The sequence below is a fragment of the Streptosporangium sp. NPDC000396 genome (assembly GCF_042898655.1).
Classification (GTDB): Bacteria; Actinomycetota; Actinomycetes; order Streptosporangiales; family Streptosporangiaceae; genus Streptosporangium.
In genome coordinates this window covers 228,757-245,806 of sequence record NZ_JBIAZA010000015.1, presented here as the reverse complement: position 1 = coordinate 245,806, position 17,050 = coordinate 228,757, and the positions used below count along the sequence as shown (strand labels likewise).

The following is a 17,050-nucleotide window of genomic DNA, read 5'->3' as shown; positions in this document are numbered from 1 at the left end:
CCGGAGCAATCCGGGAGGAGTCGCGTGAACGAGTTGAAAGCACCGGGCAAGTCGTTTGAGATTTCGAAACGTGCTGTCCAGATGGCGTGGGAGAAAGTCAAGGCGAACAAGGGCGCGTCCGGGATGGACGGAATGTCCATCGGGGAATTCGAGAAAGATCCGAAAGGCAACCTGTACAAGATCTGGAATCGGATGTCCTCGGGGACCTACTTTCCGCCTCCGGTTCAGGCTGTGGAGATTCCCAAGGCCCACGGCGGTGGCACGAGAACGCTCGGCGTGCCGACCGTGGCCGGCCGGATCGCGCAGACGGTGGTGGCCGGGGTCCTGGAGGCGAAGGTCGAGCCGATCTTCCATCCGGACTCCTATGGCTATCGTCCGGGCCGCTCGGCGCTGAGGCGGTCGAGGCCTGTCGGCAGCGGTGCTGGAAGTTCGACTGGGTGGTCGAGTTCGACATCCGCACGTTCTTCGACTCCGTGCCGTGGGACCTGATCGTCAAAGCGGTCCAGGCGCACTGTGACCTGCCGTGGGTGGTTCCGAACACGACCTCGCGCGGCTGATCAACCCGGTCGTGCGGGGCTGGATGCGGTATTACGGGGCGTTCTACCGTTCCGCGCTGTATCCCCTCCTGGCCCGCATCAACGCCTACCTGATGCGGTGGTCGCGCAACAAGTACAAACGGCTCCGGGGCCGCAGGAAAGCCCGGGCCCAATGGGAGATGGTCGTGAAGTCACGGCCGAAGTTCTTCGCCCACTGGATCTGGGTGAACACGGTCCCGACAGTCTGGTGACCAGGACGACAAGAGCCGTGTAACGAGAGATTGTTACGCACGGTTCTGTGGGAGCCCCGGGCTGAGACGCCCGGGGCGACCCGACCGGTGGCGTCCCTTCAGTGAGGTCGCGGAAAAGCGAAAGCCCTCCGGATTAGGCCCGGCGCTCGGGTCCGTCAGACCAGCGCCTGATCCCGGCCTACGGGTGCCGGACGATGAGGACTCTACGTAGATCAGGGGCGACCACAAGAGAGGCCCGGTTACTCGCCCGCTTCCCCACTTGACCTCATATGCCAGACTTCCTCCCGTATATGGCACAGATAGGCGAAATGGGCTTATGGAGCTACGGGACATCGAGATCTTCCTGACCTTGGCTGAGGAGCTGCACTTCGGCCGCGCCGCCGAGCGGCTGCATGTCTCTGTGGCCCGAGTCAGCCAGGCGATCAAGAAGCAGGAACGCGCCATCGGTGCCGAGCTTTTCGCGAGGAACAGCCACAGCGTCCGGCTCGCCCCGCTGGGCGAGCAGCTGCGGGACGATCTGCGCCAGCTGCACCAGGGCCTGGCGCAGAGTCTGGAGCGGGCACGGCTGGCCGCTCGCGGCAAGACCGGCACGCTCCGGGTGAGCCTGTTCCCCCTCAACGTCCAGGAGCTGCGCCGCTACTGGGAGACCTTCCGCACCCGGCACCCGCAGTGGGAGTTGCGTCTGCGGCAGTCGCCATTCCAGGATCCGTTCGCCCAGCTACGCAACGGTGAGGTCGACATCCTGGTCACCTGGCTGCCGGTCGAGGAGCCCGACCTCACGATGGGTCCGCTGCTGTTCGCCGACCCGAGGGTGCTGGCCGTGGCCGACGACCATGCGCTCACCCGATGGTCGTCGGTCTCCCTGGAGGCGGTCAGCGACTTCCGGCACGTGATGGCCGATCCTGCGCCCGGCTACTGGAAAGACCGCTACGTCCCGGAATTCACCCCCAAGGGCCGGTCGATCGATCGCACCGCCGTGGTGAACAGCCTCCAGGACATCTTCATGCACACGGCCCTGGGGGAGACCGTCACCCTCTTCCCGGTCCACGTGACCCGGTACTTCCCCCGCCCCGACATCGCCTATCTGCCCGTCAATGACATGGATGCGCTGCCGTACGGGCCGGTGTGGCTCAGCGCCGCGGAGAACGACATGATCCGCGCCTTCGCCCGCGTCGTCGGCGACCTGGGACCGCTGCCCGGCTGAGACCGTCCACAGTCCTCGTCAACAGTCGTGTTGTTGCCGACCATGCTGATGCGCGGCACGTCGGTCTTCCCCTGAGCGGCTGATCGGGCGAGATCCATGCTGAGGCGAAGCCCTTCGTAGACCGGCCGGAGGTCCTGGCGAAGGTGTTCGCCGACTGGTGTGAGCCGTACGGCCGGCATGCGGCTCCTCGGCGGGCGTCAGGAAGCTCTCGATGTCGCGGATCTCCAGCGTGTCCTGCCCGGCGTGAAGTCTGCGGTTAACGCAGCGTTGCAAGATCCGGCGTTGCCCCGGCCAGGCCATACCGGCAACCTTGATCCAGGACGAATCAGCGCATAGGAGGGAAGCCGTGGAAGAAAATCGCATACGAGCAGAATCATGAACATAGTCGCCTCAACGGTCGTCTTCACCGTCGACGATCCGGCAGGCTCCCGCCGCTTCTTCACCACCCATCTGGGCTTCCGCGAGGTGCTCGACACCCCGGATTTCACCTGGCTGAGCCGCGACGACGCGGTCGCCGACATCCTGCTGCACCAGCGCGACCTCGAACGGCCGCAAGAGCGGATCGCCCAGCCGGTGATGACGTTCGCGGTCACCGATCTGGCCAAGGAATACACGCGCCTGCGCGCCGAAAGCGCACCCATCACCGGGCAGTTGTGGCGCAACCCGTGGGGTGAGCGGCTGGTGCGCCTGACCGACCCCAACGGCATCGTGGTCGAGCTGACCGAATGGATCGCGCCCAGCGGCGCCTGATCCACCCTCCTTCGGGATGGCGCTTGGACCGCGCCGCCCACAATCGATCACTTTCTGTGCATGAATGGAAGCTAGAAGTATGCAGCCGCATCCCCGTCGGTGGCTGATCCTGATCGTGCTCTGTCTGAGCACGCTGGTGCTGATCATCGACAACATGGCACTCACCGTCGCCGTGCCCTCCCTGGCCGCCGATCTGGGCGCGACCTCGCAGGACATCCAGTGGATCCTGGAGTCATACATGCTGGTCTTCGCCGGCCTGCTGCTCACCGCCGGATCCCTGTCCGACCGGTACGGCAGACGCAAGCTCATGGTCATCGGCCTGGTGCTGTTCGGCGTCGCCTCCGCGGCCGCCACCCTCGCCACCGACCCCGGCCAGCTGATCGCCGCCCGCGTGGCGATGGGCGTCGGCGGCGCGATGATCATGCCCAGCACCCTGTCGCTCCTGATCGTCGTCTTCCCCGACGAGGCCGAGCGGCGCAAGGCGATGGCCGCCGGGGCCGCCTTCGCCGTGCTCGGCCTGGTCGGCGGCCCCGTCGCCGGCGGCGCCCTGATCGCCTCCCTCGGCTGGGAAGCGGTCTTCTGGATCAACGTCCCGATCGCGGCGCTGGCCATCCTGGCCGCCCTGACCCTGATGCCCGAATCCAAGGGCCCCGCGACCAAGCCCGACCCCCTCGGCGCCGTCCTGTCCATGATCGGTATGACCGCCCTCGTGTGGACGATCAACGAGCTCGCGCACGGCATCGCCTGGACCCCGCTGGCCATCGCCGTCATCGCCCTGGCCGCCTTCATCGGCTGGGAACTGCGCACCGAGCACCCGATGGTGCCGCTCCACCTCTTCCGCGACCGCGACTTCGCCGGCGGCAGCCTGTCGCTCACCCTGGTCCAGGTCGGCAACGGCGGCCTGCTGCTGGTGCTGACTCAGTACATGCAGTTCGTCCTCGGCTACACCCCCACCCAGGCTGGACTGGCCTTCATCCCGATGTTCATCGCCTCGGTGATCTTCAACGGCGTCGGCGCGGGCCTGGGCGCCAAGCTCGGCAACCGCACCACCGCGGTTCTCGGCATGATCGTGATGGCCGCCGGGTTGGCCCTGCTCGGCTTCTCCTCCCCCGACAGCTTCCTGGCCCTGGCCATCGCGCAGGTCGTGCTGGGCGCCGGTGGCGGCCTGGCCGGGCCCACGGCGATCGCCGCGCTGATGAGCGCCATCCCGACCGAGCAGGCCGGTGTCGGTTCGGCTTTGAACGACACCATCCAGCAGGCCGGCGCCGCCCTCGGCGTGGCCATCCTGGGCAGCCTGGCCAGCAGCAGCTACGCCTCGGCCATGCCGGCCACCGCGTCGGAGGAGGCTCGCCGGTCGGTCGCCGCCGCCGTGGCAGACCCGTCCCTGGCCGCGATCGCCCGCGAGGCCTACGACGCGGCCATGTCGACGACCTTCCTCGGCGCCACCGTCGGCGTGGTCGCCGCAGCCGTGGTGGCCCTGCTCCTGCTGCGCGGCCGCAAGACCGGCGCGCCTGCCGCCAGCGAGCCCCGGACCCTCGTCAACGCTTAGAAAGGAACCGCTCTGGCCTCTGGTGCGGTGTCGTGTCAGCGGCGACGTCAGGAAGGCAACGGCCCGGTATCAGAGCGGTCGGCGACGGTAGATGCCATGAACGGTTCAGCGATCACGGCCTCAGGGCTGCGAACCGGGCCACGCCGAGCTCACCCCCGGCCCTCGTGCGTCGCTCATGGAAGCCCATGAGCGCCACGCCGGGACGGGCTTTCGCAAGATCGAACACTGAAGGTAAGGAAATTGATAATGGGAACTGGCAACAGCGGCTTCTCCGCAACGGGGCTGCGCAGACTGCGTGAGGTGCTGGCTCGGCATGTCGAGTCCGGGAAGATCCCCGGGCTTGTCGCGCTGGTCGGCCGGGGCGAGGAGACGCATGTCGAGGCGATCGGGACGCTGCGCCATGACGGTGGCGCGCCGATGCGCCGGGACACCATCTTTCGGATGGCCTCCACGTCCAAGCCGGTCACGATGGCGGCGGCGATGGTCCTGCTGGATGAGTGCCGGCTGCGGCTGGATGACCCGGTCGATGAGTGGCTGCCGGAGCTGGCCGACCGGCAGGTGCTGGCGCGGGCCGATGGCCCGCTGGACGACACCGTGCCGGCGCGGCGGCCGATCACCGTGCGGGACCTGCTGACCTCCACGTTCGGGCTCGGGGTGGACCTGACGTTGATGGGCTCCCCGATCATGGCCGCGGTCCTGGAGCGGGCCAACTACAGCGGGGGAACCGGGCCGGCGCCCGAGCCGGATGAGTGGATGCGCCGCCTGGGCGAGCTGCCGCTGTCCTACCAGCCCGGGGAGCGCTGGCAGTACGACATCAGCCACGATGTCCTCGCCGTACTGGTCGCCCGGGTCACCGGCCAGTCGTTTGAGAAGTTTCTGCGCGATCGCGTCTTCGATCCGCTGGGGATGACGGACACCGCCTTCCACGTGCCCGCAGACAAGATCGACCGGCTGCCGCCCAGCTACGCCCCCGACCCGCAGACCGGAGAATTCCACGTGTGGGACGAGGCGGCGAGCGGACGCTACAGTCAGCCTCCGGCCTTCCAGCATGGCGGCGGCGGGCTGGTCTCCACCGTCGACGACTACCACGCCTACTTCCGGATGCTGCTGAATGGCGGGATGCACGGCAGCGAGCGGATCCTGTCGCGGCCCGCGGTCGAGTTGATGACCACCAACCGGCTGACGCCCGAGCAGAACGCCGCCCGCAACGCCCTGGCCACCAACAACGTCCACATCTCCTTCGGCCAGGGGCAACAGGGCGGCTGGGGCTTCGGGATGGCGGTGCGCACCTACCGCGGCGACTACGCGCCCATCGGCCAGTTCGGCTGGGACGGCGGAACCGGCACCACGGCCTACGCCGACCCGGCCAACCGGCTCACCGGAATCCTGCTCACCCAGGTCGGGCTGTCCATTCCGGATCCGGCGCGGCTGATCCACGACTTCTGGACCACGGCCTACCAGGCGATCGACGCCTGACACCGAGCCCGCGCCCGGTACGCCCGCGCCCTCGGGCGACCCCGGCCTCAGCCATCGAGATATCCCGGGCACCAGCAGGACCGCAGTCCACCCTCCGCCCGTTCAACTGCATTTCGTAACAGATGTATAGGAGCACACCACCATGTCCGTCACCCTTGCCGACCAGGACAAGACCACCCTGCGTACCGCCGCCTACGGCGCCGTCTCGCTGATGTCCGCCGCCGGTGCCGCCGGCTCGGCGCATAAGGTCGCCACCGAGGGCTCCATCGCGCTGACCTCCGCGACCGGTCTGGTCGGGCACGTGCTCGCCGCAAAGAGCAGGGACATCAAGCTGAACGGCAAGTCCACAGCTGACCTTGCCGACCAGGTGCTGCCGGCCCTGACGGCGGCCATGAGCCTGCTCAAGCAGCAGGAGCCGGCCGAGGCCGACAACTTCCGCAGCACCGTCATCGTCGCCATCGACGCCGCCGCCCGCACCCACCAGGGTGAGCCCAGCCCCACCCTGGCCGACATGGCCCGCAAGATCACCGAAGCCCTCGACGCCGCCTGAGGAGATCTCGACCTGCGCAGCTACCGCGTGTCACGGGGGTCTGTCCGGCCCCCGGTGACGCGGCGGCGAGGGCGGGTCAAGCAAGGGGTCGAGCCCTGCCAAGGAGGCCAAGCCGGGTCGTAGCCACCGTCCTGCACCGGACCGGCCGCCAGGCCCGGGCACGCGACCTTGGCCTGAACGCCGCTCACAAGATCCAGCCGGGCGCAGCTCAATCTGGCCTATCCCGACAGTTCTCTGTCGCAAGGGCCGCGCGGCGGGCAGCGGGCGGCTGTTCGACGCGATGCGAGGGCCCACTTCACGAAGGCCTGACCACCTATCTCAAGCGTGTTGTGTTGTCGACGAAAGACTGTGAGGGGAATAGCCAGTGATGGACGCCGATGTAGTTATTGTGGGTGCCGGCCCGACCGGTCTCATGCTGGCTGCTGAACTGCGTTTGGCCGGGGTGCGGCCGCTGGTGCTGGAGCGGAAGCCGAAGCGCCGAGACACTCCCAAGGCCGGCGGTCTCGGCGGCCAGATCCTCGAACTGCTGCGCTGCCGAGGCTTGCTGGAACGATTCGAAGCAGCCTGTACCGACCCTGTCCCGGCTCCCCGGTTCCCGTTCGGCGGTGTGCATCTGGACTTCACCCAGCTGGCGGACCCCCCGATGCACGCCCTGCCGCTCCCGCAGCCACGGCTTGAGCGGCTGCTCGACGAACGCACCGACGAACTCGGCGTCGACATCCGCCGCGGACACGAGGTGATCGGGGTGAGCCAGGACGATGCCGCGGTGACCGTGGACGTGCGGGGCCCGGACGGGCCGTACCGGATGAGCACCCGCTACCTCGTGGGTTGCGACGGCGCGCGCAGCCAGATCCGTGACCGGGCCGGCATCGGTTTCCATGGCACCACCTATCCGGAGGTCAACCGGCTGGCTCAGGTCACCTTGCCCGAAACGGTGACCATACTCGGCAACGGCGATCTCGACGTCCCCGGCTTCGGCACGATCCGCGCGGGTTTCACCCGGACGGATCATGGTCTCCTCGGAGTCGGCGCGTCGCCCACCTCCAAGGTCGTCTCCCTCTACACCATCGAAGACGAGACCACCGAATACGACGACGACACACCGATGACCGTGACCGAACTCCAGGGCAGCCTCCGCCGCGTGCTCGGCGTGCATCTGCCGGTGGGAGAACCGATCCGGCTGTCGCGGTTCACCTTCAAGGCTCGGCAGGCCGAGCGCTACCGCCATGGGCGGATCCTGCTGGCCGGTGATGCGGCGCATCTGTTCCCGGCCACCGGTGTGGCACTCAATGCCGGCATGCTCGACGCGGTCAACCTGGCCTGGAAGCTGGCCGCCGACGTCCACGGCCGGGCGCCGGCCGGCTTGCTGGACACCTACCATGACGAACGCCACCTCGCAGGCGCCCGCACCATGCTGCACACTCGAGCCCAGGTGGCATTGCGGCGCGGGCACGACCCGGCCGCCGAAGCGCTCCGGGAGGTCTTCCAGGAACTGCTCGCCGACGAGCAGCCGTTGCGCCGCATGGGAGCCCTTGTCGCCGGCACTGACATCCGCTACCCGATGCCCGGCACGAGCCACCACCCGTTGGCCGGCACCTTCGCCCCCGACCTCACCCTGCACACCGACCACGGCATGACCAGTGTCGCGGAACTCATGCACACCGCACGGCCCATCCTCCTCGACCTCGCCGACCGCCCAGAGCTCCGCCAGACCGCCCGAGACTGGCGGCATCGCGTCGATGTCCACACCGCCAAAACCGATGATCGGCCGGCCGACGCCCTACTGATCCGCCCGGATGCCCACATCGCCTGGGCCGCGACCATCGATGAACCCGCCGACAGCGCCGTGCCCGCGCTGCGAGAAGCACTCACCGGTTGGTTCGGCACACCCTGAAACCGACGCCGGATCGCCACGCCGATGTGTGCGGCTGGAATGGCCGGCCGACGCCGCCAAGGACGCCTCCGCCGCCTCGGGAGCGGTCCGCGACGGTGATGACTTCACCGTTCTTGGGGTTGACAGCGTCGACCGGGCTACTCGCGTTAAGCAAGGTGTCGTGTCGGTCGAGGCACGCGGACAAATAGCTCCGAAGATTCTCGGCCATTTGCCGCCCAAACTCACACCTCGACCTAGCCGGCCGGCCCTCGCGCTCGCCGTCGGCCATGCGGTGTCGTGTCAGCGGCCGCGTCAGGACGGCGACGGCCCGGTATCAGAGCGGTCGGCGATCGTGGACGCCATGAACGGTTCAGCGACTGCGGCCTCAAGGCCGGGTGAGATCCCCTCGGGCGACCCGACCTGAGCAATCCAGATACCCCGGTCGCCAACAGGACCGCAGTCCACCATCCGTCCATTCAATTTGAATTTCGTAACAGATGTATAGGAGCTCACCGTCATGTCCGTCACCCTTACCGATCAGGACAAGCTCACCCTGCGGATCGCCGCGTGGGGCGCCGTCTCGCTGATGTCCGCCGCTGGTGCCGCCGGTTCGGCCCACAAGGCCGCCACCGAGGGCTCCATCGCTCTGACCTCCGCGACCGGCCTGGTCGGGCACGTGCTCACCAAGGCGCCCAAGGGCGTGAAGTACGGCAAGTCCACAGCCGCACTCGCCGACCAGGTGCTGCCGGCCCTGACCGCGGCCATGAGCCTGCTCAAGCAGCAGGAGCCGGCCGAGGCCGACAACTTCCGCCGCACCGTCATCGTCGCCGTCGAGGCATCCGCCCGCACCCACCAGGGCGAGCCCAGCCCCACCATGGCGGAGATGGCCCGCAAGATCACCGAAGCCCTCGACGCCGCCTGATCAGATGTCGACCTGCGCAGCCGTAGCCGGTCACCGGGGTCATGTCCGGCCCCGGTGACACGGCGGCGTGCCGGCCCCCATCCCCTGTCGGCCCCGAGTTGCTCGGCGAGCTGTTCGCCTGAGCGCGACACCAGAGACGAAGGAACCATGAAAACCCAATCCCCACCCGTGATCACGCGCACCTACGGCGTGCACCAGCGCCCGGTCATCCTTGGCAAGGTCTTGCGGCGAGTGGCGGTGCCGGCGCTGGCGGCCGCGCTGCTGGCCGGGGCGGCCGCACCCGGGGCGGCCGCCGCGGACAGCGGGGCCGTGTCGAAGGCCACTGCCGGGCAGGATCGCCCGGAGCTGCAGAAGGCCGTCCAGGCGTTCGTCGATGCCGGTTTCGCCGGGGTGCAGGTGCGCGTGCACGATGAGCGGGGCGAGTGGGTCGGCAGCGCCGGGGTGCGCAAGCTGGGCCAGAGTGCGAAGCCGCCGACGAACGGGCGGTTCTGGACGGGCAGCGTCATCAAGCCCTTCACCGCGACCCTGGTGTTGCAGCTGGTGGCCGAGGGCAAGATCGGGCTGGACACGCCGGTGGCCGACTACCTGCCCGCCTACAAGCTGGACCGGCGGATCACGGTGCGGATGCTGCTGCAGCACACCAGCGGGTTGTTCAACTACACCGGCGAGTACTACCCCGACGGGAAGTTCGTGCCGGGGATCCCCGCCGCCGGCGACGCATGGCTGAACAACCGGTTCCACAGCTACCGGCCGGAGGAGCTGGTACGGCTGGCGTTGTCCAAGCCGGCGCGGTTCGAGCCGGGGACGGACCAGCTCTACTCCAACACCAACTACACGCTGGCCTTGCTGCTGATCGAGAAGGTCACCGGCCGCTCGTACGCCGAGGAGATGCAGCGGCGGATCTTGGGGCCGCTTGGGATGCGGGGCACCATGGTGCCGGGCACCCGGACGCAGCTGCCCGGGCCGCACGCCCACGGCTACTACCGCATCCAGGACGCCGGCCAGTGGAAGACGGTCGACGTCTCCCGCCAGAACCTCTCGCTGCTGGCCGGCGCCGGGGACCTGATCTCGACCACCGAGGATCTCCAGACGTTCTTCTCCGCGCTGATGGGCGGCAAGCTCCTGCCGGCCCCGCTGCTGGCCGAGATGCGCAAGCCGCACCCGAAGATGGGCTACGGCCTCGGGCTGTTCGTGCAGGACCTGGGCTCGAACTGCGGCACCGTCTACCAGCACAACGGCAGCCCCCCGCACGCCTACGGGGCGCTGATGTACAGCTCGCCCGACGGCAAGACGACCCTGACCGGCTCGGTGACCTGGGTGGACGAGGCCACCAGGGGCCCGGCAAAGAATTTCCAGAAGCTGCTGGACGGGCTCGTCAAGGAGGTGTTCTGCGACGGGCAGGCCGGATCGGCCGACGAGGAGGCCGAGCCGGCTCAGTAGACGGCGATGTCGCGCAGGCTGACGTCACGGTCGCGCAGGTGCAGGGCCATGGAGAGCATGGCCTCATCGGTGCCCGTCACGTCCAGGTGAGCCGCGATCTCGGCCAGCAGTTCGTCCATGGCTCCCGACTATCGACGGCCCGCTCGGTGCGGATCAAGGCTTCGCGGCCGGGACCCGTCTTTCGCCACGGAGGTTCCTCCTTTCGTACGGTCGCCGGCCGTACCGTCGTCGGAAGGCGGGACCGCCGCGAGGCTCCGGAACGGCGCCGCGGGAGGGCCGGAAACGGGGGGCGGCACTTCGAAGCCGGCTCTCCCGGATGACTCAGCGTCCGTTCCCGGGAATCGGCCGGTGCCATTGGGGGAGTTCCTGGACCGGGTCGGGTGTGGAGAGGGATTTCCACATCCGGAAGCCGGTGGTGGGGGTAAACCCCAGCAGTTGCTTCTGCATCACCGGGCTCAGCCATGACGCCTGGGGCACGAGCCCGACCAGCGTGTTCCGGGTCGCCACGAAGCCACCGAACCACGCGGCGGACTCGGCGACATCCCACCCCGATTTCACCAGGGTCGCCGCCCAGGCCGAGCCGGAACTCCCCTGAAGGACGCCGGAGCCGAGGTTCCACAGATGCTTGTGGTTCTTGACGAAGGCCAGGCCGCTCTGCCCGGCGACACCGACCGAGGCGGCCGCCGTGGAAATGCGTGCCGCCTGGGCGAACGTGGTGATGTCGAAGTTGAAGATGCTGTTTCCGGACAGCCCCTGGGCGGTCATCTGGGTGCCCATGACCGCCGGCCCGAACGCGACGAGCCAGGTCTTCTTGTATGACGCGAGCGTCGAGACGAAGCGCGTGTTGAACACGTCGTCGAAGTTCTTGAGCGACTTCGTCAGGGCGGGGCTGCGCGTGAGCGCGGGGCCGCTCCGCGTGGCGAGCTTGGCCAGCGGGCTCAGGATCCGGCTGATCCTCGGCAGGTTGTTGATGGCGAGCCCGAGGCTCCTGAAGGTGAGCATGATCCACCGGAGCAGCCCGACCGCCGTTCCGGCGGCTTTGATCGCCCGGTAGTAGGCGAACGCCGCGGACAGGCCGGCCGACACCCAGGAGAGCGCGATACCGGTGCCGATCGCGATGACGATGCTGCGGATCAGCTCGTACAGTCCCCTTTTGGTCTCGCGTGACGCGTCCACGCAGGCGTCGAGGATCTCCGCGACCTTCTCGCAGCTTTCGATGAGCTCCTCTCGTGCCTGCTCGTCGACGACATCGCCCCATTTCTTCCGGAACGCCTCCGCGGTCTGTCCTTGCCAGTCCCGGAGGACATGGGAGACATATGGATCGATGGCCTTGTGGAGCTGCCTCAGGTCCCGGGCGAGCTGCCGGTGTGCTTCCGCCATGCCTCTGAGGCGCTGTTCGTCGGAGTCGTCGCCCAGGCTCAGCAGCGCGTTCTTGAGCGTGACGACGAAGTCCAGCAGAGGCCGCGGGTCGAAGGTGTTCAGTTCGACCGGCCAATCGTGCTGGCGTGCTGCGCGTCGGCATAGTTGCGCTTGGAGGCCCGCAGCGCCGCGCCCGCCTCGGCGAGGGCCGTGGCCAGATCCTCGAGATACAGGCGGACCTCGTTGTAACGGCCGTCGTCGTGGCCCGCCTGCCCCGGGTGAGCACCGCCGTACGCGGCGGCCAGTTCGTCCGATCCGGGAACGAGACCGAAGCAGGTGGAGGTGGGGCTCGCGTTCTGCGCGAAGGCCGTCGCCATCCTCCGGACCGTTTCGGCCTCGTCGTCGCAGGCGGCCATGGCCCGGCGCAACCCTTCGGATATGTAGGCGGTTTCGTCACGGGGACTCCGTGCCGCCATGTGATCGCCTCCCTTCTCGTACCGTGTGATCAGTTCGGCCGAGGCGAGGCAGACACCCGCGAAAGACGCCCGCGAACCGGCGTCCGCGAACCGGTGCCTGCCTCGCCGGCCGTTCACGACGCGGTAGTCGCCTTCGAGTGCTGGCGGTCGATGTGGGAGCTCCGGGAGGTCTCCCACATCCGGACGTACACGATGAGGGAGATCAGCACGCACCCGGCGACGTACCAGAAGAACAAGGACTCGTTGCCGGCCTGCTTGAACCACAGGGCCACGTATTCGGCGGTGCCGCCGAAGAGCGCCACCGTGACCGCGTACGGCAGGCCGACCCCCAGCGCCCGGACGTGGGTGGGGAACATCTCCGCCTTCACCACGGCGTTGATCGAGGTGTATCCGGTCACGAAGAACAGGGCCGCCAGCATCAGGAAGAACGCGCCCACCGGGCTCTTGGTGCCGGACAGGAACGTGAGGATCGGCACGGTGAGCAGCGTCCCGCCGACGCCGAAGAACATCAGCAGCGCGCGGCGTCCGATTCGGTCGGACAGCGCCCCGGCGATCGGCTGCAGGCAGATGAAGACGAGCAGGGCCAGGAAGTTGATCCAGGAGACCGTCTCCTTCTCTATGCCCGCCGTGTTCACCATGAACTTCTGCATGTAGGTGGTGTAGGTGTAGAAGGCGACGGTCCCGCCGAGCGTCAGGCCGACGACGGTGAAGACCTCCTTCGGATACTTCATCAGGGTGCGGAGCGTGCCCTGCCCCTGTGTGGGCTCTCCGGCCTGATTCTGGTTGGTGAAGCTCTCCGACTCCTCCATGCCGCGGCGCAGCCACATGACCGCCAGCGCCCCGAGCGTGCCGATGCCGAAGGCGATGCGCCAGCCCCAGTCCTGCAACTGCTCGGCGGTGAGCACCTGCTGCAGGATGATCTGGATGGTGAGCGCGACCAGCTGTCCCGCGACGAGCGTGACGTACTGGAAGCTGGAGTAGAAGCCGCGCTTGCCCGGGGTGGCGACCTCGGACAGGTAGGTGGCGGAGGTGGAGTACTCCCCTCCGACGGACAGGCCCTGCAGCAGCCGGGCGGCCACGAGGAGCACCGGGGCGAGGATGCCGACGGAGGCGTGGCCGGGAGCCACCGTGATGATCAGTGATCCGGCCGCCATCATGAGGACCGAGAGCGTCAGCCCGTTGCGGCGGCCGTAGCGGTCGGCGTACCGGCCGAGCAGCCATCCGCCCAGCGGTCGCATGAGGAAGCCGACCGCGAAGATGGCGGCGGTGTTCAGCAGCTGCGCCGTCGAGTCCCCCTTGGGGAAGAAGACGGGCGCGAAGTAGATCGCGAAGGCGGCGTAGGTGTACCAGTCGTACCACTCGATGAGGTTGCCGACGGATCCTCTGAGGATGTTGGCGACGACCCGCCGCTCTCCCGACGACCGCTCCGACGGTCCAACCCTGCCGAGGTGAGGACCCGTATCCATCGTGCTCACAGTCCATCTCCTTCGTTGTGATCGGGGGGTTGCCGTGACCTTATGGACGGCGCCGCGATCGGGCGAGAGGGAGGGACGCAGATCTGAGCTACTGTTGAGCATTCGCTTTCCCCTGGAGATAAGACATGCGGGTCCTGCTCGTCGAGGACGACGACAGGTTCGCCGACGCGCTGATGACGGCTCTGCGGCGGCACGGTTACCAGGTCGAACGGGCCCGGTCGGGCGGTGAGGCGCTGGCCGCGGGCGCGGCGGAGGTGGTGCTCCTGGATCTCGGCCTGCCCGACATGGACGGCGTCGACGTGCTGCGCCAGGTCCGCGCGGACTCCCAGATCGGGATCATCGTCGTGACGGCGCGCGGGGAGGAGGCGCAGCGGGTTCGCGGTCTGCGCGCGGGCGCGGACGACTACATCGTCAAGCCGTTCGGGATCGCCGAGCTGGAGGCGCGCATCGAGGCGGTCATGCGGCGGGTCAGGAGCCATCGCCACGCGCCGGCCGAGTCCGCCTGCGTCGGCCCCCTGGAGGTGGATCACGTCCGCCGTTCGGTCTGCCGGGACGGTGTGGAGATCCCGCTGACGCGCAAGGAGTTCGACCTGCTGGCGACCCTGGTCCGGGCGGAGGGGGCGGTGGTCACCCGGGAGAGCCTCCTCGCGGAGGTGTGGCACACCACCTGGGGCGGCACCATGCGCTCCCTGGAGGTGCACGTCGCCAGCCTCCGCGCGAAGCTGAACGAGCCGGGGCTGATCGAAACCGTGCGGGGGATCGGCTACCGCATGCGGAAGTCCTGACAGTGCGCCGCCGCCTGCTGATCATCTACATGTCGCTGCTGGCTCTGTCGCTGGTCGCGCTCACGGTTCCGCTGGCGGCCAACGTGGCGGCCCGCTACACCCAGACCGCGTTCATCGAGCAGCAGGGTGACACCCTGCGGTTCGCCTCGCTGGCCGAGCCCGCGCTGAGCACGGGGCAGACCGAACGGCTGAGCGCCGAACTCACCCGCTATCACGAACTGTTCGGCATCGGCGCCGCGGTGGTGGACCGGGACGGGCGGGCGGTCACGGTCTCGCCGCGCGCCCTGTCCCTCACCGGCGCGCGGACCCGGAAGCTGATCGAGCGGGGGCTCTCCGCCGACCGTCCCGAGCTCGGGACCATCTGGCCGTGGCGGAACGAGCAGCTGGTGATCGTCGAGCCGGTGATCCGTGAGGGGGAGGTGGTGGGGGCGGCGGTCACCGCCGGACCCACCGATCGGCTACGCCGCCGGATCGCCGAGATCTGGGTGATGATCGCGCTCGGGTGCCTGGTCGCGCTCAGCCTGACCTGGCTGGCGGCCAGGCGTCTGGCGCGCTGGACGCTCCGCCCCGTGCACGAGCTCGACGCGGTCACGCACGACATCACCGAAGGACGGCTGGACGCCCGGGTCGCCCCCACCACCGGGCCGCCGGAACTGCGGCGCCTGGCGGTCTCCTTCAACGTGATGGCGGACACCGTGACCGACATGCTCGACCGGCAGCGGGCCTTCGTCGCCCAGGCCAGCCACCAGTTGCGCACCCCGCTCGGCGCGCTCCGGCTGCGGGTGGAGAACCTCACGGACCATCTGGACGAGAGCGGACGGCGCGAGCATGAGCTCACCCTCGAAGAGACCGACCGCCTCACCCGCACACTGGAGGGGCTCCTCGCGCTCGCCCGTGCGGAGAAGCACGAGAACGAGACGGCCGGGGCCGGTGTGGTCGCGGTCGACGCCGACGACATCGCCGACCGGCGGGTGGACGTCTGGCGTCCCCGGGCGGCGGAGCTCGGGGCGACGCTCCGCCGTACCGGCGCCGTCGGCAGGCATGTCCTGACGGTGCCCGAGACGCTTGACCAGCTGCTGGACGCTCTGATCGACAACTCGCTGAAGTTCGGGGCCGACGAGGTGACGGTGCACGTCGAGCGGGTGGGCGATCTCGCGGAGATCCACGTCGTCGACAACGGCCCGGGCCTTGCGGCAGAGGACCGGACGCGGGCACTGGAGCGGTTCTGGCGATCTCCCGCCCACCAGAACGTGGACGGCTCGGGACTCGGCCTGTCGGTCGTCGCGGTGCTGGTCGCGGCGTCCGGCGGCTTCGTCGACCTGCTCGCGCGGGAGCCGCGCGGCCTGGACGTCAGGGTACGGCTGCGCCTGGAGCCTCAGGACCGGGTGTCGCGGTAGTAGCGGACCGCCCCGGGGTGCAGGATGACCGGATCCGTCGAGAACGCGGCGCGCACGTTGAGCCTGCGAGCCTCCGGATGCGCCAGCTCCAGGGCCTCACGATGGGTGAACAGCAGCTCGGTCAGGTCGTGGGCGAGCGCGTCGTCCATGTCCTGCCGCACGATCAGGTAGTCGGGCACGCCGATCGTCCCGCTTTCCGGCAGGCCGTAGGTGGAGGCCGGGATGGTGCGCTCGCTGTAGAACTCGCCGTAGCGCCGCCTCATCGGGCTCGCGTAGGACCGCAGATCGACGAGGCGGATGAGCTTCTGGCCCGCGAGCTCGCTGATCGTCTTGGTGGGCAGCCCCCCGGAGAAGAAGAACGCGTCGATCGCTCCCGCGCGCAGCGCCTCCGCGGAGGTCCCCAGGTCCATGCTGCGAACCGTCAGATCCCGGTCCGGGTCGAGGCCCGTGACGCCCAGCAGCCGCTTCGCGATGACCTCCGTTCCCGACCCGGCCGCACCGCCGGAGATCACCCTGCCACGCAGATGGGCCGGCGATGTGATGCCCGAATTGGCCCGGACGACCAGATGAACATAGTTGTCGTACAGCCGGGCGAGCGCTCGCACCGGCTGGGGGCGGTCGAAGGGCGGCTCACCCCGTACGGCGAGTGCCGCCGAGTCGGCCAGGGTGAACGCGACGTCGGCCCGCCCGGAGGCGATCATCCGCAGGTTGTCCACCGACGCGCCGGTGGTGAGCACCTGCGGGCGGACACCGGGGAGTTCGGCGGAGATCGCCTTGGCGAGACCGGTGCCGTAGTCGAAGTAGACGCCCCCGCGCTGGCCTGTGGCGATCAGCAAGGGTGACGACCGGGGCGCGTCGGCGCCGCACGCGACCAGGACGGCCATCAGTGCGGACAGGACCGTCAATGCCCTGACCGCGGTCAGACGACACCGCATGCGCGTAAGCTCCCGTGACTGGTAGTGAAGCAGCCTACCGAGAGTGATCGACGGAGTCGACCGTCATGCGCC

17 protein-coding genes are annotated in these 17,050 nt (G+C 68.7%); 12 read left to right on the top strand and 5 right to left on the bottom strand.

What is annotated here, in order from left to right; genetic code table 11:
• Window positions 1-24: 24 nt before the first annotated feature.
• The 10 genes from ACFY2X_RS25240 (at window position 25) to ACFY2X_RS25195 (ending at window position 10,551) form a co-directional block, all read left to right on the top strand.
• The gene (locus ACFY2X_RS25240) at window positions 25-489 is read left to right on the top strand and encodes a hypothetical protein (RefSeq protein ID WP_389941807.1); all 465 of its coding nucleotides are present in this window, start codon (window positions 25-27) and stop codon (window positions 487-489) included.
• Between the two features lie 34 nt (window positions 490-523).
• Entirely contained in the window at window positions 524-787 is a 264-nt protein-coding gene (locus tag ACFY2X_RS25235; protein ID WP_389941805.1) for a group II intron maturase-specific domain-containing protein, read from the top strand.
• A gap of 316 nt (window positions 788-1,103) precedes the next feature.
• Window positions 1,104-1,991 carry a LysR substrate-binding domain-containing protein gene (locus ACFY2X_RS25230; RefSeq protein WP_389941802.1) on the top strand — a complete coding sequence of 296 codons (888 nt, stop codon included), beginning with the start codon at window positions 1,104-1,106 and terminating at the stop codon, window positions 1,989-1,991.
• Window positions 1,992-2,366: 375 nt separating this feature from the next.
• Window positions 2,367-2,741, top strand: a complete 375-nt coding sequence (locus ACFY2X_RS25225) for a VOC family protein (protein ID WP_389941799.1) — start codon at window positions 2,367-2,369, stop codon at window positions 2,739-2,741.
• 79 nt (window positions 2,742-2,820) lie between these two features.
• Window positions 2,821-4,290 carry an MFS transporter gene (locus tag ACFY2X_RS25220; RefSeq protein WP_389941796.1) on the top strand — a complete coding sequence of 490 codons (1,470 nt, stop codon included), beginning with the start codon at window positions 2,821-2,823 and terminating at the stop codon, window positions 4,288-4,290.
• Between the two features lie 246 nt (window positions 4,291-4,536).
• The gene (locus tag ACFY2X_RS25215; protein WP_389941793.1) at window positions 4,537-5,766 is read left to right on the top strand and encodes a serine hydrolase domain-containing protein; all 1,230 of its coding nucleotides are present in this window, start codon (window positions 4,537-4,539) and stop codon (window positions 5,764-5,766) included.
• A gap of 142 nt (window positions 5,767-5,908) precedes the next feature.
• Entirely contained in the window at window positions 5,909-6,316 is a 408-nt protein-coding gene (locus tag ACFY2X_RS25210; RefSeq protein WP_389941790.1) for a hypothetical protein, read from the top strand.
• Window positions 6,317-6,683: 367 nt separating this feature from the next.
• Complete coding sequence (locus ACFY2X_RS25205) at window positions 6,684-8,210, top strand: FAD-dependent monooxygenase (RefSeq protein WP_389941787.1); 1,527 nt, start codon at window positions 6,684-6,686, stop codon at window positions 8,208-8,210.
• Between the two features lie 496 nt (window positions 8,211-8,706).
• Window positions 8,707-9,111, top strand: a complete 405-nt coding sequence (locus ACFY2X_RS25200; protein WP_389941783.1) for a hypothetical protein — start codon at window positions 8,707-8,709, stop codon at window positions 9,109-9,111.
• A 147-nt stretch (window positions 9,112-9,258) separates the two neighbouring features.
• A complete protein-coding gene (locus ACFY2X_RS25195) occupies window positions 9,259-10,551 on the top strand; it encodes a serine hydrolase domain-containing protein (protein ID WP_389941780.1) in 1,293 nt (430 codons plus the stop codon).
• On the opposite strand, the gene ACFY2X_RS25190 is transcribed toward ACFY2X_RS25195, so the two are convergent.
• From ACFY2X_RS25190 to ACFY2X_RS25175, 4 genes are all read right to left on the bottom strand, one after another.
• The gene (locus ACFY2X_RS25190) at window positions 10,545-10,670 is read right to left on the bottom strand and encodes a hypothetical protein (RefSeq protein ID WP_389941777.1); all 126 of its coding nucleotides are present in this window, start codon (window positions 10,668-10,670) and stop codon (window positions 10,545-10,547) included. The genes ACFY2X_RS25195 and ACFY2X_RS25190 overlap by 7 nt on opposite strands.
• A 202-nt stretch (window positions 10,671-10,872) precedes the next feature.
• Entirely contained in the window at window positions 10,873-11,931 is a 1,059-nt protein-coding gene (locus ACFY2X_RS25185; RefSeq protein WP_389941774.1) for a hypothetical protein, read from the bottom strand.
• A 98-nt stretch (window positions 11,932-12,029) separates the two neighbouring features.
• On the bottom strand, window positions 12,030-12,386 hold the full coding sequence (locus ACFY2X_RS25180) for a hypothetical protein (protein WP_389941771.1): 357 nt from the start codon (window positions 12,384-12,386) through the stop codon (window positions 12,030-12,032).
• Window positions 12,387-12,499: 113 nt separating this feature from the next.
• The gene (locus ACFY2X_RS25175) at window positions 12,500-13,852 is read right to left on the bottom strand and encodes an MFS transporter (protein WP_389941832.1); all 1,353 of its coding nucleotides are present in this window, start codon (window positions 13,850-13,852) and stop codon (window positions 12,500-12,502) included.
• 134 nt (window positions 13,853-13,986) lie between these two features.
• Between ACFY2X_RS25175 and ACFY2X_RS25170 the strand changes: the two genes are divergently transcribed.
• Together ACFY2X_RS25170 and ACFY2X_RS25165 are read left to right on the top strand one after the other, a co-directional pair.
• Window positions 13,987-14,646: a response regulator transcription factor gene (locus ACFY2X_RS25170; RefSeq protein WP_389941768.1), complete on the top strand. Its 660-nt coding sequence runs from the start codon at window positions 13,987-13,989 to the stop codon at window positions 14,644-14,646.
• 2 nt (window positions 14,647-14,648) lie between these two features.
• On the top strand, window positions 14,649-16,043 hold the full coding sequence (locus ACFY2X_RS25165) for a sensor histidine kinase (RefSeq protein WP_389941766.1): 1,395 nt from the start codon (window positions 14,649-14,651) through the stop codon (window positions 16,041-16,043).
• On the opposite strand, the gene ACFY2X_RS25160 is transcribed toward ACFY2X_RS25165, so the two are convergent.
• Window positions 16,022-16,978, bottom strand: a complete 957-nt coding sequence (locus ACFY2X_RS25160) for a TAXI family TRAP transporter solute-binding subunit (RefSeq protein WP_389941763.1) — start codon at window positions 16,976-16,978, stop codon at window positions 16,022-16,024. The two genes, ACFY2X_RS25165 and ACFY2X_RS25160, sit on opposite strands and share 22 nt — an antisense overlap.
• Between the last annotated feature and the right edge of the window lie 72 nt (window positions 16,979-17,050).

What these genes read in the sequence shown, in the direction of transcription:
- ACFY2X_RS25225 (WP_389941799.1), top strand. Translation starts at nt 2,367, where the DNA reads ATGAACATAGTCGCCTCAACGGTCGTCTTCACCGTCGACGATCCGGCA.
- ACFY2X_RS25205 (WP_389941787.1), top strand. Translation starts at nt 6,684, where the DNA reads ATGGACGCCGATGTAGTTATTGTGGGTGCCGGCCCGACCGGTCTCATG.
- ACFY2X_RS25170 (WP_389941768.1), top strand. Translation starts at nt 13,987, where the DNA reads ATGCGGGTCCTGCTCGTCGAGGACGACGACAGGTTCGCCGACGCGCTG.
- ACFY2X_RS25195 (WP_389941780.1), top strand. Translation starts at nt 9,259, where the DNA reads ATGAAAACCCAATCCCCACCCGTGATCACGCGCACCTACGGCGTGCAC.
- ACFY2X_RS25185 (WP_389941774.1), bottom strand. Translation starts at nt 11,931, where the DNA reads ATGGCGGAAGCACACCGGCAGCTCGCCCGGGACCTGAGGCAGCTCCAC.
- ACFY2X_RS25215 (WP_389941793.1), top strand. Translation starts at nt 4,537, where the DNA reads ATGGGAACTGGCAACAGCGGCTTCTCCGCAACGGGGCTGCGCAGACTG.
- ACFY2X_RS25180 (WP_389941771.1), bottom strand. Translation starts at nt 12,386, where the DNA reads ATGGCGGCACGGAGTCCCCGTGACGAAACCGCCTACATATCCGAAGGG.
- ACFY2X_RS25190 (WP_389941777.1), bottom strand. Translation starts at nt 10,670, where the DNA reads ATGGACGAACTGCTGGCCGAGATCGCGGCTCACCTGGACGTGACGGGC.
- ACFY2X_RS25160 (WP_389941763.1), bottom strand. Translation starts at nt 16,978, where the DNA reads ATGCGGTGTCGTCTGACCGCGGTCAGGGCATTGACGGTCCTGTCCGCA.
- ACFY2X_RS25230 (WP_389941802.1), top strand. Translation starts at nt 1,104, where the DNA reads ATGGAGCTACGGGACATCGAGATCTTCCTGACCTTGGCTGAGGAGCTG.
- ACFY2X_RS25175 (WP_389941832.1), bottom strand. Translation starts at nt 13,852, where the DNA reads ATGGATACGGGTCCTCACCTCGGCAGGGTTGGACCGTCGGAGCGGTCG.
- ACFY2X_RS25210 (WP_389941790.1), top strand. Translation starts at nt 5,909, where the DNA reads ATGTCCGTCACCCTTGCCGACCAGGACAAGACCACCCTGCGTACCGCC.
- ACFY2X_RS25220 (WP_389941796.1), top strand. Translation starts at nt 2,821, where the DNA reads ATGCAGCCGCATCCCCGTCGGTGGCTGATCCTGATCGTGCTCTGTCTG.
- ACFY2X_RS25200 (WP_389941783.1), top strand. Translation starts at nt 8,707, where the DNA reads ATGTCCGTCACCCTTACCGATCAGGACAAGCTCACCCTGCGGATCGCC.